The organism is Stenotrophomonas maltophilia, assembly GCF_013464915.1.
Classification (GTDB): domain Bacteria; phylum Pseudomonadota; class Gammaproteobacteria; order Xanthomonadales; family Xanthomonadaceae; genus Stenotrophomonas; species Stenotrophomonas maltophilia_AT.
Map to the genome: position 1 here is coordinate 71,294 of NZ_RAVT01000026.1, position 23,478 is coordinate 94,771.

At 67.5% G+C, this 23,478-nt stretch carries 18 protein-coding genes; 9 read left to right on the forward strand and 9 right to left on the reverse strand.

Annotation, left to right across the window (positions count from 1 at the left end; translation table 11 throughout):
* Positions 1 to 15: 15 nt before the first annotated feature.
* Genes D7T59_RS09835 through aspS form a run of 3 tightly spaced genes read right to left on the reverse strand, consistent with a single transcriptional unit; the run spans position 16 to position 2,660 of the window.
* Positions 16 to 537 (reverse strand): GNAT family N-acetyltransferase, encoded by a 522-nt coding sequence (locus D7T59_RS09835; protein WP_180852430.1) that lies wholly within the window; start codon positions 535 to 537, stop codon positions 16 to 18.
* A 31-nt stretch (positions 538 to 568) separates the two neighbouring features.
* The gene (locus D7T59_RS09840; RefSeq protein ID WP_180852431.1) at positions 569 to 892 is read right to left on the reverse strand and encodes a DNA primase; all 324 of its coding nucleotides are present in this window, start codon (positions 890 to 892) and stop codon (positions 569 to 571) included.
* A gap of 16 nt (positions 893 to 908) precedes the next feature.
* Positions 909 to 2,660 (reverse strand): aspartate--tRNA ligase, encoded by a 1,752-nt coding sequence (aspS, locus tag D7T59_RS09845; protein WP_180852432.1) that lies wholly within the window; start codon positions 2,658 to 2,660, stop codon positions 909 to 911.
* 158 nt (positions 2,661 to 2,818) lie between these two features.
* On the opposite strand from aspS, the gene D7T59_RS09850 reads away from it, so the two are divergent.
* Positions 2,819 to 3,562 (forward strand): DUF3011 domain-containing protein, encoded by a 744-nt coding sequence (locus D7T59_RS09850; RefSeq protein WP_180852433.1) that lies wholly within the window; start codon positions 2,819 to 2,821, stop codon positions 3,560 to 3,562.
* A 132-nt stretch (positions 3,563 to 3,694) separates the two neighbouring features.
* On the opposite strand, the gene D7T59_RS09855 is transcribed toward D7T59_RS09850, so the two are convergent.
* From D7T59_RS09855 to blaL2, 3 genes are all read right to left on the reverse strand, one after another.
* On the reverse strand, positions 3,695 to 4,336 hold the full coding sequence (locus tag D7T59_RS09855; protein ID WP_164138031.1) for a hypothetical protein: 642 nt from the start codon (positions 4,334 to 4,336) through the stop codon (positions 3,695 to 3,697).
* 52 nt (positions 4,337 to 4,388) lie between these two features.
* Positions 4,389 to 5,603, reverse strand: coding sequence for a cation:proton antiporter (locus tag D7T59_RS09860; RefSeq protein ID WP_180852434.1), 1,215 nt, complete (start codon positions 5,601 to 5,603; stop codon positions 4,389 to 4,391).
* Positions 5,604 to 5,689: 86 nt separating this feature from the next.
* Positions 5,690 to 6,601 carry a L2 family extended-spectrum class A beta-lactamase gene (gene blaL2 / locus D7T59_RS09865; protein WP_180852435.1) on the reverse strand — a complete coding sequence of 304 codons (912 nt, stop codon included), beginning with the start codon at positions 6,599 to 6,601 and terminating at the stop codon, positions 5,690 to 5,692.
* A 174-nt stretch (positions 6,602 to 6,775) separates the two neighbouring features.
* Here blaL2 and ampR point away from each other — a divergent pair, with 174 nt between their 5' ends.
* Positions 6,776 to 7,639 carry a LysR family transcriptional regulator AmpR gene (ampR, locus tag D7T59_RS09870; RefSeq protein ID WP_180852436.1) on the forward strand — a complete coding sequence of 288 codons (864 nt, stop codon included), beginning with the start codon at positions 6,776 to 6,778 and terminating at the stop codon, positions 7,637 to 7,639.
* A 76-nt stretch (positions 7,640 to 7,715) separates the two neighbouring features.
* On the opposite strand, the gene D7T59_RS09875 is transcribed toward ampR, so the two are convergent.
* Complete coding sequence (locus D7T59_RS09875) at positions 7,716 to 9,581, reverse strand: ABC-F family ATP-binding cassette domain-containing protein (protein ID WP_164138039.1); 1,866 nt, start codon at positions 9,579 to 9,581, stop codon at positions 7,716 to 7,718.
* A 336-nt stretch (positions 9,582 to 9,917) separates the two neighbouring features.
* Between D7T59_RS09875 and D7T59_RS09880 the strand changes: the two genes are divergently transcribed.
* Complete coding sequence (locus D7T59_RS09880) at positions 9,918 to 12,305, forward strand: TonB-dependent receptor plug domain-containing protein (protein ID WP_180852437.1); 2,388 nt, start codon at positions 9,918 to 9,920, stop codon at positions 12,303 to 12,305.
* A 236-nt stretch (positions 12,306 to 12,541) separates the two neighbouring features.
* A complete protein-coding gene (ybaL, locus tag D7T59_RS09885; RefSeq protein ID WP_180852438.1) occupies positions 12,542 to 14,239 on the forward strand; it encodes a YbaL family putative K(+) efflux transporter in 1,698 nt (565 codons plus the stop codon).
* A 426-nt stretch (positions 14,240 to 14,665) separates the two neighbouring features.
* Here the strand turns inward: ybaL and D7T59_RS09890 are convergent, their stop codons facing one another.
* Entirely contained in the window at positions 14,666 to 15,952 is a 1,287-nt protein-coding gene (locus D7T59_RS09890) for an O-acetylhomoserine aminocarboxypropyltransferase/cysteine synthase family protein (RefSeq protein WP_180853421.1), read from the reverse strand.
* Between the two features lie 182 nt (positions 15,953 to 16,134).
* On the opposite strand from D7T59_RS09890, the gene D7T59_RS09895 reads away from it, so the two are divergent.
* The 3 genes from D7T59_RS09895 to D7T59_RS09905 all read left to right on the forward strand — a co-directional run bounded on the left by D7T59_RS09895 (position 16,135) and on the right by D7T59_RS09905 (position 19,105).
* Positions 16,135 to 16,872: a winged helix-turn-helix domain-containing protein gene (locus D7T59_RS09895; protein ID WP_106549590.1), complete on the forward strand. Its 738-nt coding sequence runs from the start codon at positions 16,135 to 16,137 to the stop codon at positions 16,870 to 16,872.
* On the forward strand, positions 16,869 to 18,164 hold the full coding sequence (locus D7T59_RS09900) for an ATP-binding protein (protein ID WP_180853422.1): 1,296 nt from the start codon (positions 16,869 to 16,871) through the stop codon (positions 18,162 to 18,164). The genes D7T59_RS09895 and D7T59_RS09900 overlap by 4 nt, the downstream gene beginning before the upstream one ends.
* A gap of 140 nt (positions 18,165 to 18,304) precedes the next feature.
* The gene (locus tag D7T59_RS09905) at positions 18,305 to 19,105 is read left to right on the forward strand and encodes a MipA/OmpV family protein (RefSeq protein ID WP_180853423.1); all 801 of its coding nucleotides are present in this window, start codon (positions 18,305 to 18,307) and stop codon (positions 19,103 to 19,105) included.
* 71 nt (positions 19,106 to 19,176) lie between these two features.
* Here the strand turns inward: D7T59_RS09905 and clpB are convergent, their stop codons facing one another.
* Positions 19,177 to 21,762 (reverse strand): ATP-dependent chaperone ClpB, encoded by a 2,586-nt coding sequence (gene clpB, locus D7T59_RS09910; RefSeq protein WP_180853424.1) that lies wholly within the window; start codon positions 21,760 to 21,762, stop codon positions 19,177 to 19,179.
* A gap of 252 nt (positions 21,763 to 22,014) precedes the next feature.
* Between clpB and D7T59_RS09915 the strand changes: the two genes are divergently transcribed.
* Positions 22,015 to 22,509 carry a sigma-70 family RNA polymerase sigma factor gene (locus tag D7T59_RS09915; protein WP_180853425.1) on the forward strand — a complete coding sequence of 165 codons (495 nt, stop codon included), beginning with the start codon at positions 22,015 to 22,017 and terminating at the stop codon, positions 22,507 to 22,509.
* Positions 22,499 to 23,467, forward strand: coding sequence for a FecR domain-containing protein (locus D7T59_RS09920; protein ID WP_180853426.1), 969 nt, complete (start codon positions 22,499 to 22,501; stop codon positions 23,465 to 23,467). The genes D7T59_RS09915 and D7T59_RS09920 overlap by 11 nt, the downstream gene beginning before the upstream one ends.
* The last annotated feature ends 11 nt before the right edge of the window (positions 23,468 to 23,478 follow it).

Sequence of the window (23,478 nt, forward strand, 5' to 3'; positions counted from 1 at the left end):
AAGCGGCGGTGAACGTCAGGCCGCGCGCGGTGCGCGGCGCAGGATGAATTCGAGATCGTGGGTGTCGCCCACCGGGAACAGGTATTCGCCGGCCTTCTCGAAACCATAGCGGGCGTAGAAGCGCTGCGCGCCGAAGTTTTCCGACCACACGCCCAGCCACAGGGTGCGCGGGCCTTCGTGTTCCAGCCAGGCCAGCGCGGTTTCCAGCAGGCGGCTGCCCCAGCCACAGCTCTGCTGGGTCTTGATCAGGTACAGGCGCTTGAGTTCGCCGTCACCGGGCTTCACGTCCGGGTGCGGCAGGCCACAGGGGCCGGCGGCGGCATGGCCGACCGCCTCCCCGTCCAGCTCCAGCAGCCACACCGCGTAATCCGGGTGGGCCAGGATCACGCGCTGGCGCTCGACCGTATAGGCCTCCTCAAGGAAGGCCTGAAGGTCCTGCGGCGGATACAGATGGCCGAAGGTTTCGGTGAACGTGCGGGCGGCCAGCGCCGACAGGGTCGGCGCGTCGTCCACAGTGGCGCGGCGGATCGAATACATGCAGGAAGTTGACGTCAGCGCGAGGGGGCGGTCAAGCCTTTTCCGACGATTCCGCTGCTTCGTCTTCCTCGTCCTCTTCCTCGTATTCCTCTTCGTCCTCGTCCTCTTCTTCCTCGCCTTCCTCGTCCTCGTCGTACTCTTCCTCTTCGTCGTCCTCGTAATCCTCGACGCCGAAGTCTTCACCGTCCCAGCGGCCTTCGCCGTCGGCGACGAAGGTCAGGGCCATCGCCGCCGGGTTGGTACCGACGCGGACCAGCCAACCACCGAACACGCGTGCACGCTCGGTGACCAGATTGGCCTCGGCGCCTTCATTGCCCAGCTTTTCCCACTCCAGCGAAAACGCGAACTCGGTCATTGCCTGGATCTCCTGATCAGTTGGTCTTGGGGCGAACCTGGATGTGCACTTCGGCCAGCTGTGCGTCGACGATCGGCGACGGCGCGTCGGTCATCAGATCCTGTGCACCGGTGGTCTTCGGGAACGGGATGACGTCGCGGATCGACTCGGTGCCGGCCATCAGCGCGGCGATGCGGTCGATGCCGAAGGCGATGCCACCGTGCGGCGGCGCGCCGTAGTTCAGCGCGTCCAGCAGGAATCCGAACTTGGCGCGGGCTTCTTCGGCGCCGATGCCGAGCAGCTCGAATACCGCGCTCTGCATGTCCGGACGGTGGATACGGATCGAACCGCCGCCGATCTCATTGCCGTTGAGCACCATGTCGTAGCCGCGCGAGACGGCGGTACGGGCATTGGCGCGCAGGTCGGCGATGTCGTCCACGGCCGGTGCGGTGAAGGGGTGATGCAGGGCGACGTAGCGCTGTTCTTCCTCGTCCCACTCGAACATCGGGAAGTCGGTGACCCACAGCGGCGCCCAGCCGTCGGCGACAAGGCCGAAGTCCTTGCCGGCCTTCAGGCGCAGCGCGCCCATGAAGTCGGAGACCTTGTTGTAGCCACCGGCGCCGAAGAACACGATGTCGCCGTTGCCGGCGCCGACGTGGGCGACCAGCGCAGCGAACGAGTGCTCGCTGAAGAACTTCTGGATCGGCGAGCTGATTTCGCCGTTGTCGGCGATCTTGATGTAGGCCAGGCCCTTGGCGCCGTACTTGGCGGCGTGCGCGGCGTACTCGTCGATCTGCTTGCGGCTCAGCGACGCACCGCCCGGGATGCGCAGCGCGGCGACGCGGCCGTCGGCATCATTGGCCGGGCCGGTGAACACCGGGAACTCGCTGTCCTTGACCAGCTCAGCCACGTCGACCAGCTCCAGCGCGATGCGCAGGTCCGGCTTGTCCGAACCGTAGCGACGCATCGCCTCGGCCCAAGTCATGCGCGGGAAGCTGGCGTCCAGCTCGACCTCGACCACTTCCTTGAAGATGGCGCGGATCATGTCCTCGACGAAATCCTGCACGTCGCGCTCGCGCACGAAGGCGAATTCCATGTCCAGCTGGGTGAACTCGAGCTGGCGGTCGGCACGCAGGGCTTCATCGCGGAAGCAGCGCGCGATCTGGTAGTAGCGGTCGAAGCCGGCCACCATCAGGATCTGCTTGAACAGCTGCGGGCTCTGCGGCAGGGCATAGAACTCGCCCGGGTGCATGCGCGCCGGCACCAGGAAGTCGCGCGCGCCTTCCGGGGTGGCCTTGGTCAGGATCGGGGTCTCGATGTCCTGGAAACCCTTCTCGTCCAGATGGCGGCGCAGGGCCTGCACCAGCTTGATGCGGGTGCGCTGCATGCGCTGCATTTCCGGGCGGCGCAGGTCCAGGTAACGGTACTTCAGGCGGGTTTCCTCGCCGGGGTTCTCGTGGGCGTGGAACGGCAGCGGCGCGGCCTTGTTCAGCACGGTGATGGTGGTGGCGATCACTTCCACCTTGCCGGTGCGCATCTTGTCGTTCACCGCGTGGCGGGCGCGCACCACGCCTTCCACCTGCAGCACGTCCTCGTAGCCCAGCGACGCGGCCACGGCGAACACTTCGGCGTTGTCGACTTCCACGGTCACCTGCACGATGCCTTCATGATCCCGGAGATCGATGAAGCAGACGCCGCCCTGGTTACGGGCCACGTCGGTCCAGCCGGCGAGGGTGACAGTCTGGCCAATCAGGGTCTCGTCGACCAGGCCGCAGAAGTGGGTACGCATGGGGGAAAGCTCCGCTGGAGAACGCCGGCACCGGATGGGGGCCGGAAAGCCTCGTATTCTGCGGCCGAGGCCCCGGCCGGGGCAAATCCGGCCAGTCACGCCGGCTTGATCGCCCCCCTCCCTATAGTCGGGCACCTGCCACCGTATGGGATGCCGCCATGAAACCGCTGTCCCTGGCCAGCCTGGCCGTGACCCTCAGCCTTAGTGCCCTGGGCACCCTTGCCCTGCCCGCCCCGTCCGCCTCTGCGCAGAACGGGGTGATCCGCTGCGAAAGCCAGAGCAACCGCGAACGGGTCTGCAACACCGGCTGGCGCGGCGCGCAGCTGGTCCGCCAGTTGTCTGGCAGCCCCTGCGAGGAAGGGCGCTCCTGGGGCAGCCGCAATGGCAGCATCTGGGTCACCAACGGCTGCCGCGCCGAGTTCGTCGAGGCCCGCGGTGGCTGGGGCGGCGGCAATGGCGGTGGCTGGGGCGGCAACAACGGTCGACCCGGCGAGACCATCCGCTGCGAAAGCCAGAACAATCGCGAACGCAGCTGCCCGGTCGGCTGGCGCAATGCCCGCCTGGTCCGCCAGTTGTCCGGCAGTCCTTGCGACGAGGGCCGTACCTGGGGTGTGCGCAACGGCGCGGTGTGGGTCAGCAATGGCTGCCGCGCCGAATTCGCCGAGGCCCGCGGCTGGGGCGGCGGCGGTGGCGGCTGGGGCGGTGGCAACAGCAACTATTCCGTCACCTGCAGCAGCAACAACAACCGCTCGCAGAGCTGCGACTGGGATGACCGCCAGGGCCGGCCGGTGCTGCAGCAGCAGTTGTCGGGCAGCGCCTGCCAGGAAGGCCGCAGCTGGGGTTACTCGCGTGGCCAGGTGTGGGTGAGCAACGGCTGCCGCGCGCGTTTCGGCACGCGCTGAGCATGAGGTCGGATCCCTGGCCAGCGGCCAGGGCTCTGACCCCATCAGGCATCCCGCATCCACGCATGGCGTGGATCTACTGGGGATTTTTCCGAGGTCGGATCCCTCCTGCGGAGGGCTCCGACCCCGCGATCACGGTGCAGGGGCCTTCTCGTCGCCCCACGGCGCCGGCGGCAGGTCGACCGGCTTGCTCAGGTCGAACTGCACACGGAACCGGCGGCCCTCCGGGCGCGTCAGCTCGTAGACGAACGTCTGGTCCGGATCGATCTCCATCGCCCAGGTGTTGTGCGTGGAAGCCAGCATGTCGGCGCGGCGGAACATCGCCACCGAATCGGCATCGGCCGGGAACTGCTGGCGTTCGGCGGTTCCCGGCGGCGTGCTGTCGCCACCGTACAGGGTGATCGCGTCGGGGCTGCCGTCTTCGTGGCGATGGTCGTGTTTCAGGCGCAGCCCGTTCGGCGTGCGGGTCAGCACCCAGGTCCGCGAGTGGTCATCACCGACATGGAACGGGATGCGCAGCTCATGCGCCGGGTCGGCACAGCCGCGCACATGCATCACCAGGCGCTGTCCGGCGAACGGATCCTTGCCGGTCGGTGCCGGCGTGTCCTCCACCACCTTGCCGGCGTAGGCCTGGCCGCAATGCGCGGCGATGGCGGCCATGAACGCATCGGCCGGTGCGGTCGCCAGATCATGGGCGACCGTATCGGAGCGCTGCGTGCATGCAGCGAGGCTGAGCAGGAGGGCGGCGGTAGTGGCAACGGCAATCGGTCTCATGCCCCAACCCTAACGGCCATGGCCGATGGGCGCAAACCGCGCGCCCAGCCCCTCAGCGCTCGGCAGGCGATGCCGCCGGCAGTGCTTCGGTCGCCGCCACCGGTGCGGCCTCGCCCTCGCCGGCCGGCTCCTGCTCCACCGGATCAACGTCAAACGGTGTACGGAACACCAGCGACGGCAGCAGCGTGGTCAATGCCGCATACAGCAGCAGCGCGCCGAACAGCACCGCCGGAATCTGGAAGCGCTCGCGCATGATCGCCGCCAGCACCAGCGTGAAGATCAGCGTCGGTGCCAGTGCCAGCGAGACCCGCAGACTGCTGCGGAAGCTCTCGCCGAACATCACCCGGCGCTGCAGCCAGACCACGCCGATGCGCAGCGGCAGCACCACCAGGGTGATCACGATGCCCAGCCCCAGCGCCTCGAAGCTGAGCGCTTCACTGGGCACCTTTGTGCCGGCGTTGAAGAAGTAGAACGGCACGAAGAACGACGCGAACAGGCGCAGCGCGTGCAGGTTCTCGTGCGAAGCCAGCAGCGGCATGCGCTGGTGCAGCAGGCGCGCGACCAGCCCGGCGATGAACGCGCCCACCAGGTAATACACGCCCAGCAGGTAGGTGATGTAGGCCGCCACCATGCCCACCATCACCAGCAGCGAGAACTCTGAACCCGGCGCGTGCGGCGCTACCCAGCGTCCCAGCGCGATGAACAGCAGCGGCAGGCCGATCATCATCGCCAGCAGGGCCAGGCTGGACAGCGCCATGTGGCCCGGGTCACCGGCCTGCAGCACGATGAACAACGCCGCCAGCGCCAGCAGTTCACCGGCAATGGCCTTGCTGGTCACCCAGAACCGCTCGTCTTCGCTGAGGCCCAGCCGCGACAGCGAATCCATGATGAAGCCGGTGGAGGGCGTCAGCAGCGCCAGCGCCAACAGGCCGGCGGCCTGCCATGGCAACCCCGCATAGCGCCAGGCCAGCCAGCCCACGCCGAACAACGTCGCACTGCGGATCACCAGGTGCGCCAGCAGCGGCCACATGCCACGGCGCAGCGCCTGCAGGTCCACTTCCAGGCCGGCGAACAGGAACAGCGAGGAAATACCCAGCGTGGCCAGCAGGCCGATCACCGCATCGTGGGCCTGGTCGCCCAGCCAGAGCATGCCGATGATGCCGAACAGCAGGCAGGTCAGTGGTGCGGGCAGGCTGAAGCGCTGCAGCGCGCGCGGGATCACCAGCAGCGCGAAGATCAGCAGCAGGTAGATCAACTCATGGCTCATCGGGGTCTTCCGTGGGGTTCGAACGCGCGCAGGATGCGCGCGCCGAACCGATCCGGCAAGCCGTCCCGGGATGACTCCCGGTTACCTCATCCGATCAGGCGATCGGCGATGCGGCCCACCTGTGCCAGCACGGTAGCGCGTTGCTCGTAGCTGATCGCACCCGCCTGCAGATAGGCGGTCAGCACCCAGGGCGCGCCCCCGGCCACGGGCCACAGCACTGCAATATCGTTGCGCGCGTCCTCGCCATTGCTGCCGGTCTTGTCGCCAACGCGCCAGCGCTTGCCGAGGCCCGCACGCAGGCAGGCGTCGCCGGTTTCGTTGTCGATCAGCCAGTCGGCCAACTGCTGTCGCGAAGCCGGTTGCAGCACCTCGCCCAGCACCACGCGCTGCAGGGTCGTGGCCATCGCCGCCGGCGTGGTGGTGTCGCGTGGATCGCCCTTGGCGAAACTGTTCAGCTCCGGCTCCAGCCGGTCGCTGCGGCTGACCGTATCGCCGCTGGCGCGCAGGAACGCGGTCACCGCGGGCGGCCCGCCGACCACGCCGAACAACAGGTTGGCAGCCGTGTTGTCGCTGGTGATGATCGTGGCCCGGCACAGGTCGCGCACGGTCATGTCCTTGCCGGCATGGCGACGGGTGACCGGTGCGTGCGAGAGCAGGTCGGCCTCGCGCACCGGCACGCGCCGGTCGAGCAGCGACGGGGTGCGCTCGGCCTGGCTGAGCACGGTGGCGGCCAGCATGCTCTTGAAGGTGCTGCACATCGGGAAGCGCTCGTCCTGGCGATGGCCGACGCGGCGGCCGCTGGCGGTATCGAGCAGGGTTACGCCCAAGCGTCCTGCGCAGGCCTTCTCCAGCGCGGCGAAATCACTGGCGGCGGTGATGGCGGCATCGGTCGGGGCGGCGGCGGTCGTCACGCCCGCCGCACGTGCCAGCAACGGCAGGGCAAGCGAGGAAGCAACAGCGGCACCACTGAACTGCAGGAATCGGCGACGGGCGAGCATGCGGGGTTCTCCTGGGGACCATTCGATTATTGGAGCCCACGGCCAGGACGACCAGCGCGAAAACCCAGCACCAGCCATTAGATTTATTGATGCCTATTACGATAATCCCTGCGATTAACGGTATTTCCCGTTCAGGCGTTAGGATCAGCCATCACCCAGGCTCACGACTCGACGATGCTGCACCCGACTCTGCCGCTGAACGCGCTGCGTGCCTTCGAAGCCGCCGCCCGCCACCAGAACTTCACCCGTGCCGCACTGGAGCTGTGCGTCAGCCAGGCCGCGCTGAGCCATCAGATCCGCGGCCTGGAGGACCGGCTGGGCATCCGCCTGTTCCATCGGCTGCCGCGTGGCGTGGCGCTCACCGATGAAGGTGCGGCGCTGTATCCCGTTCTCAACGAATCGTTCGAGCGCATCTCTGCCAGCATCGCGCGCTACACCGGTGGCCCGGCCCGCGAGGTGCTGACCCTGGGCGTGGTCGGCACCTTCGCCACTGGCTGGCTGCTGCCACGACTGGCTGCGTTCGAGAGCGCGCATCCGGACATCGAGCTGCGCCTGCAGACCCACAACAACCGCATCGACCTGGCCGGTGAAGGCCTGGACCTGGCAATCCGGTTCGGCGATGGCGACTGGCAGGGCCAGGCCTGCACGGCGATTCTGGATGCGCCGTTCGCGCCGCTGTGCGCCCCGGCGCTGGCACGGCGCCTGAAACAGCCGCGTGACCTGGGCACGCTGCCGCTGCTGCGCTCCTACCGCAGCGACGAGTGGCCGCGCTGGCTGCAGGCAGCCGGCGTCAGCGGCGTGGACGCCCGCGGGCCGGTGTTTGATTCGTCGCTGACGGTGGCGATGGCCGCCGCCGGGGGTGCGGGCGTGGCCCTGCTGCCGCTGCGCATGTTCGAACAGGAACTGGCCGAGGGACGCCTGCTGCAGCCGTTCGGCACCACGCTGGATCTGGGGCGTTACTGGCTGACACGGCTGCGCTCGCGTGCCGAACGTGAGCCGGCCAAGCGCTTCCGCGAGTGGCTGCAGGCGCAGGGATGAAAAAGGGGACGGAGGGGATTAAGTCGTTTGTGCCACAAACGACTTAATCCCCTCCGTCCCCTTTTTCGGTTGCAGGTCAGGACTCCAGCAGTTCCATCCACGCGGCTTCGGCTTTTTCCAGCTGGGCCGCAGCGGTTTCGCGGTCACGGCCGATCACCGCCATGCGCGTGGCATCGGCGTAGTTGGCCGGGTCGGCCAGCTGCCGGTCCAGTTCGGCCAGCGTACCTTCCAGCTCGGCCACCTTGGCTTCGGCGGCGGCCAGCTTGTGCGGGTTCACCGGCTTCTTCTGCACCACCTGCGCCACCGGAGCGGTCTTGACCACCACCGGCTCTTCCACCTGCTCCATGCGCGCCTTGGTGCCCTGCGCCTGCGGGCGGGTACGCAGCCACGCGGCGTAGGCATCGAGGTCGCCGTCGAACGGCTCGACCACACCATCGGCCACGCGCCAGTAGGTATCGCAGACCAGGCCGATCAGGTGGCGGTCATGCGAGACCATCACGATCGCGCCCTCGAAGGTGGCCAGTGCTTCGGCCAGCGCTTCGCGCATTTCCAGGTCAAGGTGGTTGGTCGGTTCGTCCAGCAGCAGCACGTTCGGCTGCTGCCAGGCGATCAGCGCCAGCGCCAGGCGGGCGCGCTCGCCACCGGAGAAACCATCGACCGGCTCGAACGCGCGGTCGCCCGGGAAATTCCACTTGCCGAGGAAGTCGCGGAACGACTGGTTCGGCGCATCCGGGGCGATCTCGCGGAAGTGCTCCATCGGCGACTGGCCTTCGTGCAGCGACTCCACCGTGTGCTGGGCGAAGTAGCCGATCTTCAGGTCCGGGTGCGCCATGCGCTCGCCGACGATCGGCGCCAGCTCGCCCACCAGGGTCTTCACCAGCGTGGTCTTACCGGCACCGTTGGGGCCAAGCAGGCCGATGCGCTGGCCCGCTTCCAGGCCGAAGCCGACGTTGTGCAGGATCACCGCGTCCTTGCCGTAGCCGGCCTCGACGTGGTTCAGGCGGATCAGCGAGAACGGCAGCTTGGCCGGCGGCGCGAATTCGATGCGGAACTCGCGCTCGGCGCGCACCGCTTCGGTGCCGGCCAGCTTGGCCAGTCGCTTCATGCGGCTCTGCGCCTGCGCGGCCTTGCTGGCCTGCGCCTTGAAGCGGTCGATGAAGCTCTGCAGGTGGGCGCGCTCGGCCTGTTCCTTCTCGTGCGCGATCTGCTGCTGGCGCAGCTGTTCGGCGCGCTGGCGCTCGAAGTCGGTGTAGCCGCCCGGGTAGAGCTTGGCGCCGCCACCGTGCAGGTGCAGGGTGTGGGTGGCCACGTTGTCGAGGAACTCGCGGTCATGCGAGATCAGCAGCAGGGTGCCGGGGTACTTCAGCAGCCACTGCTCCAGCCAGTACACCGCGTCCAGATCCAGGTGGTTGGTCGGTTCGTCCAGCAGCAGCAGGTCGCTGGGCATCATCAGCGCGCGTGCCAGGTTCAGGCGCACGCGCCAGCCGCCGGAGAACGAGGACACCGCGCGGTGATGGGTCTCGGCCGGGAAACCGAGGCCGTGCAGCAGCTTGCCGGCACGCGCTTCGGCGTCGTAGGCATTGAGCTCGGCCATCTTCGTGTGCGCCTCGGCCACCGCTTCCCAGTCTTCGCGGGCGGTCGCCTCGGCCTCGGCGGCCAGCACCGCGGCCACTTCGATGTCACCACCGAGCACGAAGCTCAACGCCGGGTCCGGCAGCGACGGGGTTTCCTGCGCCACGCTGGCGATACGGACCTTGCCGGGCAGGTCGACGTCACCCTTGTCGGCCTCCAGCTCGCCCTTCACCGCCGCGAACAGGCTGGACTTGCCAGCACCATTGCGGCCGACCACGCCCACCCGGTAACCGGCGTGCAGGGTCAGGTCGACATTGGACAACAGCAGCCGCTCGCCGCGGCGCAAGGCGAAATTACGAAGGGAGATCATCGGGGGAGGGGTCCATATAACCGAATGGAATGTGCTGGTGAGCACTGTTCCTGCGACGCAATTCTAGCGTTAACGAATACTTGACGCGCCCCGGGATGCGCGGCGGCAGGCCAACTCTCTCCCTCGTCGGCCCCGCGCAGCCCCCGGGCCCCSCCCCCCGCCGCCGCCCTCTGCCGCTAAATGGTTGCTGCTGCAACGTTTTTTTCCTGTTGCAACCATTTGACAGGCACTGAATATCCCGTTAATTCCTGCCTTGCGCACCGCAACAACCGCCGTCCGCCTCACGTCCGTGATGTCGATTCCGGTGCCGCCCCCGCCAACCGGAGCCCCCTCCCGATGACCCGCAAGACCAGCCTGATCGCCGCCGCCGTCGCTGTCGCACTCGGTGGCTCTCCGTTCGTTGCCGCTGCCCAGCAGGCCGGCACCGCCGCCAACACCCTGGACACGGTGATCGTGACCGGTACCCGCGTGGCCGACCGCACGGTGGCCGAATCGCAGTCGCCGATCGACATCATCACCCCCGAAGCCCTGCAGTCCACCGGCACCAGCGAACTGGCCACGGCGCTGTCGCGCGCCCTGCCCTCGCTGAACTTCCCGCGCCCGGCCCTGACCGATGGCACCAGCGGCGTGCGCCCGGCGCAGCTGCGTGGCCTGTCGCCGGACCAGGTGCTGGTGCTGGTCAACGGCAAGCGCCGTCATACCTCGGCGATGATCAACGTCAACGGCAGCATCGGCCGTGGCTCGTCGGCGGTGGACATCAACGCGATCCCGATCGCCGCCATCGAGCGCGTGGAAGTGCTGCGCGACGGCGCGTCGGCGCAATACGGCTCGGATGCCATCGCCGGCGTCATCAACATCGTGCTCAAGGGCAGCGGCAGTGGTGGCAGCCTGGCGGTGGACTACGGCCAGTACTCGGCCGGTGACGGCAACAAGTACCAGCTTTCCGGCGATACCGGCGTGGAGTTCGGCAACGGCCGCGGCCGCGTGCACGTGGCCGGCCAGATCAGCCAGCAGGACGAGAGCAACCGCGCCGGTCCTTACCGTGGCACCACGCCGAACACCGGCAACTACCCGAGCGTCGGCCAGACCACCTTCATCGTCGGCGACCCGCGCGTGGACGCTACCGCCGCTTCGGTCAACGCCAGCTTCGACTTCAGCGACCACGTGACCGGCTACGCCAGCGCGCTGCTGAGCAACCGCGACATCACCTCGTTCGCGTTCTATCGCTCGCGCAACCATCTGAACCAGACCGCGCTGCTGGCGCAGACCTACCCGGATGGCTTCGTGCCGGAGATCAACCAGTATTCCAAGGACCGCTCGCTGGTGGCCGGGGTCAAGGGCAACACCGACAACGGCTGGACCTGGGACCTGAGCCTGAACCACGGCGAGAACACCCTGGACTTCCACACCCGCAACAGCATCAACTACAGCCTGGGTGCAACCAGCCCGCGCTCGTTCTACGACGGCACCCTGAAGTACCAGCAGGACATCTTCAACGCCGACCTGACCAAGTCGCTGGACTGGGGCCTGGCCTACCCGGTCACGCTGTCCTTCGGCGGTGAGTACCGCAAGGAGAAGTGGGACCAGAAGCCGGGCGAACTGAATTCGTATACCGGCAGCGGCGCGCAGGGCTTCGGTGGCTTCACCCCGACCAACGAAGTGCATGCCGACCGCCACAACTACGCGGTCTATGCGGGCCTGGAAGCGGACCTGACCGAGAAGTTCTCGGCCGGCATCACCGGCCGCTATGAAGACTACTCGGACTTCGGCGACCGCTTCTCCGGCAAGCTGTCGGCGCGCTATGCGTTCACCGACAAGGTCGCGCTGCGGGCAACCGCCTCCAGCGGCTTCCGTGCACCATCGCTGGCGCAGCAGGGCTACCAGGCCGTCACCAGCCAGTTCACCAACGGCGTGTTCGTTGAACGCGGCACCTTCCCGACCACCAGCGCGGCCGCACAGGCGCTGGGTGCCTCGCCGCTGAAGGCCGAAACGTCCACCTCCTACAGCCTGGGCCTGGTGCTGCAGCCGGTGGACCGCCTGTACATCACCGTCGATGCCTACCAGATCGACATCGACAACCGCATCGCGCTGTCGTCCAGCATCACCACCAACGCCGCCAGCAGTGCGCTGCTGTCCAGTCTCGGCCTGCCGCAGGTGACCGCGTTCTCGTACTTCACCAACGGGCTGGATACACGCACCCGTGGCGTTGACTTCGTCTCCAGCTACACGGTGCCGTTCAGCGCCAGCAGCCTGGAGCTGACCGCGGCCTACAGCCTCAATGACACCGAAGTGCGTCGCGTGGGCGGCACCCCGGCGGTGTTCGGCACGCTGGGCCTGACCCAGTCGCTGATCGGCCGCGATGAGATCGGCCGCATCGAGGACAGCTATCCGCGCGACAAGGCGATCCTGAGCGGCACGTGGCGTTCGGACCACTGGGAACTGGGCCTGGCTGCCACCCGCTACGGCAAGTTCACCGTGCGCAACTCGGCCACCGCCCTGCGCGACCAGACCTACGGCGACGCCTGGGTGGTGGATGCCTCGGCCAGCTACAAGCCGAGCAGCAACTGGACCCTGACCGTGGGCGCCGACAACCTGCTGGACAAGTACCCGGACCGCACCGAAGACCTGCAGAACTCCACCTTCGGCATGCTGCCGTACAGCAACTACTCGCCGTTCGGCTTCAACGGCGCGTACGTGTACGGCCGCATCAAGTACACCTGGTAAGCGGTATCGGTAGCGCCGGGCCATGCCCGGCGGTGCTCTGGTAGTGCCGGCCGCTGGCCGGCATCCCCWCGCCGCATCTGGAGGCGCGCCCCTTCTTGTTGAHGGGGCGCGCCGAAGGCGGGGTAGAGGAAAAATGCGTGGGCAAACCCGCCGGCCACGGCACGTGACCGGCGGGTTTGCCGTATCTGGCCTCATCGGTGAAAATCGGGGCATCCCCCCGATTTCTGCGAGTGCCGATGCACCATGACACCGACCTGATCAACATCGTGGCCGTTGGCCTGGGGCTCGCCTTCATCTTCGGCGCGCTGGCCAACAAGCTCCGCTTGTCTCCCCTGGTCGGTTACCTGGTTGCTGGCATCTGCGTAGGCCCGTTCACCCCCGGCTTCGTCGCCGACCAGGCGCTGGCCAACCAGCTGGCCGAGCTGGGCGTGATGCTGCTGATGTTCGGCGTCGGCCTGCACTTCTCACTGAAGGACCTGATGGCGGTCAAAGCCATCGCCATCCCCGGTGCCATCGGCCAGATCGCGGTGGCCACCCTGCTCGGCTGGGGCGTGGCCTCGCTGATGGGCTGGCCCGCCTTGCACGGGGTCATCTTCGGGTTCTCGCTGGCCACGGCCAGTACCGTGGTGCTGCTGCGGGCGATGGAGGAACGCCGCCTGCTGGAGACGATGCGCGGCAAGATCGCGGTCGGCTGGCTGATCGTCGAAGACCTGGCCTGTGTGCTGGCGCTGGTGATGATGCCGGTGATGGCCGGCGTGTTCGGCCCCGACGCGGCCAAGGAATCGCACTCGCTGGGCAGCGTGCTGGCCGATATCGGCTGGACCTTCGTGCAGCTGGGCCTGTTCGTGGCGGTGATGCTGGTGGTCGGGCGCCGGGTCATTCCGTGGATCCTGGAACGCATCGCCGGCACCGGTTCGCGCGAACTGTTCACCCTGTCGGTGCTGGCGATCGCGCTGGGTGTGGCGTTCGGCTCGGCCATGCTGTTCGGCGTCTCGTTCGCGCTGGGCGCGTTCTTCGCCGGCATGCTGCTCAACGAATCGGAGCTGAGCCACAAGGCCGCGCATGATTCACTGCCGCTGCGCGATGCGTTCGCGGTGCTGTTCTTCGTCTCGGTCGGCATGCTGTTCGACCCCAACATCCTCATCCAGCACCCGTGGCAGGTGCTGGCCACGGTGCTGATCATCATGTTCGGCAAGTCGGCCGCCGCATTCTTCATCGTGCGCGCATTCGGCCATCCCACCAGCACCGCGCTGACCATCTCGGCCAGCCTGGCGCAGATCGGCGAGTTCGCCTTCATCATCGCCGGCCTCGGCGTGTCGCTGCAGATCCTGCCGAAGGAAGGCCAGTCACTGGTGCTGGCCGGTGCGTTGGTGTCGATCATGCTCAACCCGCTGGTGTTTGGCCTGCTTGATCGTTGGCAGGCCAAGCAGGAGCAGTCGCCACAGGCCGCCGAGCCCGAAGAGGCCATCGGCCCCTCGCGCGACCTGCATGACCACGCCATCGTGATCGGCTATGGCCGGGTCGGCAGCGAACTGGCGCAGGTGCTGCGCGATCGCGGCGTGCCGGTGCTGGTGATCGATGACAACAAGGAACATGTCGAGCAGGCGCACGCCAAGGGTCTGGCGGCGATCCGCGGCAGTGCCGCCGCCGACCGGGTGCTGGCCGAGGCCCATCCGGAGCGCGCGAAGATTGCGGTGCTGGCGATTCCGCAGCCGCTGGAAGCCGGTGAGGCGTTGGCCAAGCTGCGTGCGATCAACCCGGAACTGACCCTGCTGGCGCGTGCGCACAGCGATGCGGAGGTGAAGCATCTGCTGGAACACGGTGCCGATGGCACGGTGATGGCCGAGCGTGAGCTGGCGTACTCGCTGGCGGAGATGGTGATGTCCACGCCGCCGTATCGCGGGTTGGGACAGCACAGTATTCCGGTGGTGTGAGGGGTGTGCGGCAGGGCTTGCAGCCCTGCACCTGCTGAATCAACTTCAACGGCAAAAGCAAAAGCTGACTCTCCGTGGAATGGCGGGGTGGGTCCGGTTGCGGGGGGCGCTGCAAGTACGTCCATGTAAGCTCGGTCGCCGCATCCATGCGGCTCACGCCCCCGCAACCGGACCCACCCCGCCTTCGACAGTTCCCCGCTGCTGTTGGTAGGTGTCGACCTTGGTCGACACGGCGGTGCATGGGGTCAGATCCGTTTTCCGCAGGAAAACAGATCTGACCCCGAAAACAAAAAAATCCCCGGTCGACCCGCATCGACCGGGGATCTGGATCGCCACGTTGCCACGCCTTGGAGAGGCAGTTCCACCGTAGCGCATCGCGGCGCCGGTGGTGATCGCCTGTGGCGATGACGACCAAGCGCGCGGCTATCAGGCGCCGGCCAGGGCCTGCTCCAGGTCCGCGCGCAGGTCGCCGATGTGCTCGATGCCGATCGACAGCCGCACGGTGTCTTCGCTCACACCCGCTTTGGCCAGTTCAGCCGCGTCCAGCTGGCGATGGGTGGTGGACGCCGGATGGGTGGCCAGCGACTTGGCGTCACCCAGGTTCACCAGCCGGGTGAACAGTTTCAACGCATCGAGGAAGCGTGCGCCGGCTTCACGGCCACCCGGCAGGCCGAAGGTCAGCACGCCAGAACCGTGCCCACCCAGATAGCGCTGCGCGGCGGCGTGCTCGGGGTCGTCGGCCAACCCGGCGTAACGCACCCAGGCCACCTTTGCGTGCGACTTCAGGAACTGCGCGACGGCCAGCGCGTTGGCGTTGATGCGTTCCATGCGCAGGGCCAGGGTCTCGATGCCCTGCAGGATCAGGAAAGCGTTGAACGGCGACAGCGCCGCGCCGGTATTGCGCAGCGGTACCACCCGCGCGCGGCCGATGTAGGCGGCAGCGCCCAGGGCCTCGGTGTAGACCACGCCGTGGTAGCTCGGGTCAGGCTGGTTGAGGCGGGCGAAGCGCTTCGGCTGCGCGGCCCAGTCGAAACGGCCCGAGTCGATGATCGCACCGCCCAGGCTGTTGCCGTGGCCGCCCAGGTACTTGGTCAGCGAATGCACCACGATGTCGGCGCCGTGCTCGAACGGGCGCAGCAGGAAGGGCGTGGCCACGGTGTTGTCGACGATCAGCGGCACGCCGGCCGCGTGAGCGACTTCGGCGATGGCGGCGATGTCGGTGACATTGCCGCGTGGGTTGCCGATCGATTCGACGAACACCGCCTTGGTGCGCTCGTCGATCAACGCGGCGAACGCGGCCGGATCGGCCGGGTCGGCGAAGCGCGCCTGGATGCCGTACTGCGGCAGCGTATGCGCCAGCAGGTTGAGGCTGCCGCCATACAGCGCGCTGGAGGCGACGATGTTGTCGCCGGCCTCGGCAATGGTCTGGATGGCATAGGTGATCGCGGCCTGCCCCGAGGCCAGCGCCAGCGCGCCGATGCCGCCTTCCAGCGCGGCCAGGCGCTGCTCCAGCACGTCGGTGGTGGGGTTCATGATGCGGGTGTAGATGTTGCCCGGCACCTTCAGGTCGAACAGGTCGGCGCCATGCTGGGTGTCATCGAAGGCATACGCCACCGTCTGGTAGATCGGCACCGCCACCGCGCGGGTGGTCGGGTCGGGTCGGTAGCCGCCATGCACGGCCAGGGTTTCCAGTTGCCACTGCGGGTCGCTCATTGCACCAGGCTCCATCCGGGGAAACCGCCACCATAGGCCAGCCGGGGCAGCCCGCTGAAAGCCGCTGGCGATGACGTGCGTACCGGCGGTTATCAGGTTGGCCGCGATTCAGGCAGCCGTCATGGGCCGTTGCTAGGCTTCGCCGCCGGGCGCTCCTGCCCGGGCACGGAGGCCCCACGCGCATGCAGCCATCCCCTTGGACACCCACCGCCAACGGTACGCCGACACCGGTCCTGCTGGTGGAGGACGATCGCCGCCTGGCCGAACTGGTCAGCGACTACCTGCACGAGCATGGCTTTGCCGTGCAGCACGTCGCCCGTGGCGACCAGGCAGGCGCGGCCTGCCGCCAGCATGCGCCGGAACTGGTGGTGCTGGACCTGATGCTGCCCGGCCTCGGTGGCATCGACGTGTGCCGGCAGATCCGCAGCTTCTCCGACGTACCGATCCTGATGCTGACCGCCTGCGAGGACGACATCGAACAGGTGCTGGGCCTGGAATCGGGCGCCGATGACTATGTGCACAAACCGATCGAGCCGCGCTTGCTGCTGGCCCGCCTGCGCGCGCTGCTGCGCCGTCGCCACGGCAGCAGCAACACCGGCACGCCCTGCCGGCTGATGCATGGTGAACTGCTGATCGACCGCATGCAGCGCGACGTACACCTGCACGGCCAGCCGGTCGAGTTGGGCACCACCGAATTCGAGATCCTGTGGTTGCTGGCCAGCCAGCCCGGGCAGATCCTCTCCCGCGACCAGATCCTGCAGGCGGTGCGCGGCATCGGTTTCGATGGTCTGGACCGCAGCGTCGATGTCAGCATCGGCAAGCTGCGCCGCAAACTCGGCGACGATGCGCGTGAACCGCGGCGGATCAAGACCGTGTGGGGCCGTGGCTACCAGTTCAATCCATCGGCCTGGTCGGCGTGAAGCGGCTGTTCCTGCGCCTGTGGCTGCTGGTAGGCGCGAGCTTCCTGATCACCCTGCTGCTGATCAACCTGATCTTCGACCGCATCTACCTGCCCACCCAGCAACGGATCTTCGCCGAACAGGTGCGTGGCCAGCTGTACGCGCTGCGCCAGGGGCTGCAGGGCAAGGATGACGCCGCACAACAGCAGCAGTTGGCGCAGTGGCAACCGCATTACGGTATCGCGTTGGCGTTGCTGCCCGCACCGCCACCTATCACGGCGGAAGAACGGCAACAGCTGCAACGCAACGGGATGATTGCCCGGCAGAAATTCGAGATCGTCTGGGCCCCGTTGGAGCCTGCACACCCCGACGGTCGCTGGCTTCAGCTGCATCTGCCTGGTGAACCGCCCACCTCGCTGTACCTGACGCTGGTCGCGTACTCGGTGATGCTGGCGCTGTTCGGGCTGTGCCTGTATGCGTGGTCGCGCCTGCTCTGGCGCGACCTGGATGCCCTGCGCGTGCATGCCGACCGCATCGGCGCCGGCGACCTGCAGGCGCGCGCGCAGGTGTCGCCGCGCTCGCAGATCCGGGTCATCCTCGAACACTCCAACCGCATGGCGGCGCGCGTGGCCGAACTGGTGCAGCGCCAGCGCGACCTGACCCATGCGATCTCGCACGAACTGCGCACCCCGATCGCGCGCGTGGCCTTCGGCCTGGACCTGATGCAGGGCAGCGATGATCGCGAACGTCGCGAGCGACTTGCGCAGGGGCTCCACGGCGACCTGGCCGAACTCAACCGGCTGGTCAGCGAACTGCTGGCCTATGAGCGGCTGGAACACCCCAGCGAAGGCGAGCCGCTCCAGCGCATCGAAGCCAACGACTGGCTGCAGGCCTGCCTGGCCGATGTGCGTCGTGACGCCGAACGCGCCAGCCTGGTGCTGCGCGTGCTGCCCAGCGCGCTGCCGCGCGTGGACGCCGAGCCGCGCCTGCTGCAGCTGGCGTTGAGCAACCTGGTCGGCAACGCGCTGCGCCATGCACGTTCACAGGTCGAGGTCTCGCTGGTCGGCGTCGACGGCCGCGCCTGCCTGCGCGTGGATGACGACGGTCCCGGCATCGCCGAGGCCGACCATGAAAAGGTGATGCGCCCCTTCACCCGCCTTGACGACAGCCGCAGCCGCGATACCGGCGGCTTCGGCCTGGGCCTGGCCATCGTCGGCCGCATCGCGGCCCGCCACGGCGGCGAGCTGCACATCAGTCGCGCCACGTTGGGCGGCGCACGCCTGGAAATGCACTGGCCGCTGGCTGCCAGCTGAACGCCCGAGGGCGCGATTACAGTTGATTACAACTCCCGCACAACTGCGGAGGGATCGATCGCCGGCATATCGCCACGCTGGCGACCCTGCAGCGCACGCCGGATGCGCGTGCTGCTTTCCTCCCATTGCCGAGAGTTTCCATGTCCCAGCTTCGCCGTTCCCCCACCCTGCTCTGCCTGGCCCTGCTGCCGCTGTTCGCGGCGCCGATCGCCCATGCCAAGGATGACCACTGGACCTTCGAAGTCGCCGCTGGCGGCGGCGTGACGCCGCGCTACAGCGGCAGCGAAGAGTACCGTGCAGCGCCGTCGCTGTCCTTCGATGTCACCTCGCCGGGCGGCTGGTTTCTGGGCACCAGCGGCATCGGCTGGGGCACGTCCATCGGCGAACACACGCGCGTGCGTGCCTATGTCGGCGCCAGTGGCATCCGCAAGGACAAAGACTCGCTGCTTGGCGGTTCGGACTACCTGCGCGGCATGGGAGATATCGATACCCGTCCCCTGGTCGGCGTCTCGGCGGGTTATACGCTGGGCGAAGCCGTGCTGAGCGGTTCCTGGCAGTTCACCCGCAAGGATGAGGACAAGGCCGAGAACGGCCTGGCCACCCAGCAGGTGCACTTGAACCTGACCATGCCGCTGTTCGACCTGGCCGGTGGCGTGGTCAGCGGCAGCGTCTCCACCGACTACGGCAACCGCAGTTACATGCAGACCTGGTACGGCGTCAGCCCTGAACAGGCGGCGCGTACCGGCTTTGCCGAACACAAGCCGAAGGGCGGCCTGGTCAGCGCCGGTGTCGGCCTGAAGTGGAGCCATCGCGTGGGCCGCAACGGCAACTGGTACATCTCGGCCGAAGGCACGCGCCTGCTTGGCGATGCCGCCGACAGCCCGATCGTGCAGAAGCCCAACCAGTTCGGGTTGATGAGCGGGTACACGCACCGCTTCTGAGACGTCGCCSGGCAWGGCCCGGCGCKACCGGAGAAAACGAGGCGCTGCGATCAGGCAGCGCCCCGCATGATTCACGCCTTGGCGAACACCAGATGGCCGCCGTCGTTGCCGACTTCGATGGTGTCGCCGTTGACGAAGGCGCCGGACAGGATCTTCTGTGCCAGCGGGTTTTCCAGCTGTGCCTGGATCGCACGCTTCAACGGGCGCGCGCCATACACCGGATCGAAACCGACGTTGCCGAGCAGGTCGAACGCTGCATCGGACACCACCAGCTTCAATCCGCGCTCTGCCAAGCGCTTTTCCAGCCCACGCATCTGGATGCGCGCGATCTGCTTGATCTGCTGCTTGTCCAGCGGATGGAACACCACGATATCGTCCAGGCGGTTGATGAACTCCGGACGGAAGTGCGCCTGCACCACGCCCATCACCGCCGCCTTCATCTGCGTGTAGGCCTCCGGGCTGTCGTCGCCGCTCATGTCCTGGATCTGGTGCGAGCCCAGGTTCGAGGTCATCACGATGACGGTGTTGCGGAAGTCCACGGTGCGGCCCTGGCCATCGGTCAGGCGGCCATCGTCCAGCACCTGCAGCAGGATGTTGAACACATCCGGATGCGCCTTCTCCACTTCGTCCAGCAGGATCAACGAGTACGGACGGCGACGCACGGCCTCGGTCAGGTAGCCACCTTCCTCGTAGCCGACGTAGCCCGGGGGCGCACCGATCAGACGGGCAACGCTGTGCTTCTCCATGAACTCGCTCATGTCGATGCGGATCATCGCGTCGGCACTGTCGAACAGGAACTCGGCCAGCGACTTGCACAGCTCGGTCTTGCCGACACCGGTCGGGCCGAGGAACAGGAACGAGCCGGCCGGACGGTTCGGATCGGACAGGCCCGCACGCGAGCGGCGGACCGCATCGGAGACGACCTTGATCGCTTCCTCCTGGCCGACCACGCGGTTGTGCAGCACCTCTTCCATGCGCAGCAGCTTGTCGCGCTCGCCTTCGAGCATCTTGTTGACCGGAATGCCGGTCCAGCGCGAAACGACTTCGGCAATCTCCTCGTCGGTCACGCGGTCCTGCACCAGCTTGAAGTCCTTGTGCTCGGCTTCCTGCGCGGCGGCCAACTGCTTTTCCAGCTGCGGCAACAGGCCGTACTGGATCTCGCTCATCCTGGCGAAATCCTGCCGGCGCTGCGCGGCCTCCAGTTCCAGCCTGGCCTGCTCGACCTGCTCCTTGATCCTGGTTGCACCCTGCAGCGCGGCCTTCTCCGACTTCCAGATTTCATTGAGATCGGAGAACTCGCGCTCCAGCGCCTCGATGTCGTTCTCCAGGTCGGCCAGGCGTTGCCGCGAGGCTTCGTCCTTTTCCTTCTTCAGCATCTCGCGCTGGATCTTCAGCTGGATCACCCTGCGTTCCAGGCGATCCAGTTCCTCCGGCTTGGAGTCGATCTCCATGCGCAGGCGCGAGGCGGCTTCGTCCATCAGGTCGATGGCCTTGTCCGGCAGCTGGCGGTCGGTGATGTAGCGGTTGGACAACGTGGCCGCCGCCACGATGGCCGGATCGGTGATTTCCACGCCGTGATGCACCGCGTACTTTTCCTTCAGCCCGCGCAGGATCGCGATGGTGTCTTCCACCGACGGCTCACCCACGAAGACCTTCTGGAAACGGCGCTCCAGCGCGGCATCCTTCTCGATGTACTTGCGGTACTCGTCCAGCGTGGTGGCACCGATGCAGTGCAGCTCGCCGCGCGCCAGCGCCGGCTTCAGCATGTTGCCGGCATCCATCGCGCCATCGGCCTTGCCGGCGCCGACCATGGTGTGCAGTTCGTCGATGAACAGGATGATCTGGCCTTCGTTCTTGGCCAGATCGTTGAGCACGCCCTTCAGGCGCTCCTCGAACTCACCGCGGAACTTGGCACCGGCGATCAGCGCACCCATGTCCAGCGACAGCACGCGCTTGCCGCGCAGGCCTTCGGGCACTTCGTCGTTGATGATGCGCTGGGCCAGGCCTTCCACGATCGCGGTCTTGCCTACGCCGGGTTCGCCGATCAGCACCGGATTGTTCTTGGTGCGGCGCTGCAGGACCTGGATGGTGCGGCGGATTTCCTCGTCACGTCCGATCACCGGGTCGAGCTTGCCGCTCTCGGCGCGCGCGGTCAGGTCGATGGTGTACTTCTCCAGCGCCTGCCGCTGTTCTTCAGCGTTTTCCGACTGCACGTTCTCGCCGCCACGCAGCTTGTCGATGGCCGCCTGCAGGCGCGCCTTGTCGGCACCGGCGGCGCGCAGCGCCATGCCCAGCGTGCCGCCATCGTCCAGCGCGGCCAGCACGAACCACTCGCTGGCAATGAAGGCATCGCCGTGCTGCTGGGCCAGCTTGTCGGTCTGGTTCAACAGGCGCCCCAGGTCGTTGCCCATCGAGACGTTACCGGCCTGGCCGGACACCTTGGGCAGCGCATCCAGCGCCTCGGTCAGGCGCTCGCGCAGGACCGGTACGTTCACCCCCGCCTGGGCCAGCAGCGGGCGCGTGCTGCCGCCCTGCTGGTCCAGCAGCGCGCTGAACAGGTGAACCGGTTCGATGATGCTGTTGTCGCGGCCCACGGCCAGCGACTGTGCGTCTGCCAGCGCCTGCTGGAAACGCGAGGTGAGCTTGTCCATCCGCATTGCGAATCCTCATCGGTCATCAGGGCCGGCCCGCGCCGGCGATGCTGGAAAGATGCGGTTGCCCCACCCCGTTTCAAGGGTGACTGCGACTGCACCCCGAGGCTAGTCAGCCTGCGGCCAGCATGCCGGAGCGCATGTTGCCGCCGCGTTGATCCTGCGCAAGCCAGCGCGCGCGTAGCACTGGAATCGGCGCATCACGGATGCCATACTTGCGAATCATTCTCATTTCGATCAGCGCCGCGCGTCTCCTTCATGCCTCCCCACCACGAACAACTGGGCGTGCTGTACCGCGATCACCGGGCCTGGCTGCAGGGTTGGCTGAGCAGTCGCGTAGGCAATCGTGATGTGGCCGATGACCTCACCCAGGACACCTTCGCGCGACTGCTGCAGGGCCGCGACCTGGCCGCGCTGCGCGAGCCGCGTGCCTTCCTGACCACCATTGCGCGCGGGCTGGCCGCCAACTGGTTCCGGCGCCAGGCACTGGAGCGCGCCTACCTGGAGTACCTGGCGCAGTTTCCAGAGCCGGTGCTGCCCTCGCTGGAGGAACAGGCGCTGGTGCGTGAGGCCCTGCAACAGATCGACGCGATGCTCGACGGCCTGCCCGCGATGGCACGCCGGGTGTTCATGCTGGCGCAGTTCGATGGGCTGCGCTATGAGGCCATCAGCGAACAGCTGGGGCTGTCACTGTCGACGGTGAAGCGGCACATGAAGCGGGCGCTAATGGGCTGCCTGGCGCATGCCGGCTGAGACCGCCGCCGCACCGGCCCTTCCGCCGCGCGTATTGGAACAGGCCGCCGACTGGCTGATGCGCCTGCACGAGGACGACAGCGCGGCGCAGCGCGCGCAATGGCCACGCTGGCACGATGCCGATCCGGCACACGCCCACGCCTGGCAGCGCGCGGAACGTCTGTTGGCGCTGACCGCTCAGGTGCCTACAGCGCTGGCCCAGCGCACCCTGCAGCCGCCCGCGTCGGCTGGGCGCCGCGCCGTACTGCGCAGCGTCGCCGCTCTGCTGGTGGCGCCACTCGGTGGATGGCTGGCCTGGCGGTTGTGGGACGACGCAGCGTGGGATGCCAGTGCGCGCACGGCCGTGGGCGAGCGCGCCCAGCAGGTGCTGGACGATGGCAGTGTGCTGCACCTGGATACCAGCACTGCGGTCGACATCGCATTCGATGCACATGCGCGCCTTCTGCGGCTGCGGCAGGGGCAGATGCTGGTGCAGACTGCCGCTGATCCCCAACGCCCGGCGAGGCCGTTCCGGGTCACGACTCCCTACGGCACGCTGCAGGCACTTGGCACCCGTTTCAGCGTGCGCCTGTTCGGGAACGACGCCCTGCTGGTGGTTCAGCGCGGCGCGGTGCGGATCTCCACGCCGGGTCAACAGCGCCAGGTCGACGCCGGGCAGCAGGTGCGCTGGAACCTGACCCGGCTGCCACGGCCCATGCCTGCGCCACCCGGCGCTGACGCGTGGGTCCGGGGCATGCTGGTCGCCGATGCAATGCCGCTGCAGCAGGTCTTGCAGGAGCTGGGGCGCTACCAGCACCGCTGGCTGCGCGTGGATCCGCGCATCGCCGGCCTGCCGGTGTCCGGCGCATTCCCGCTGGACGACCTGCAACGCAGCCTGTCGATGCTTGCCGCCACCCATGCGCTTCGGATCGAGCAGGGGCTGTGGATCCGCGTGTCGGCTGCGGGACATCGCGGCTGACACTTTTCCGA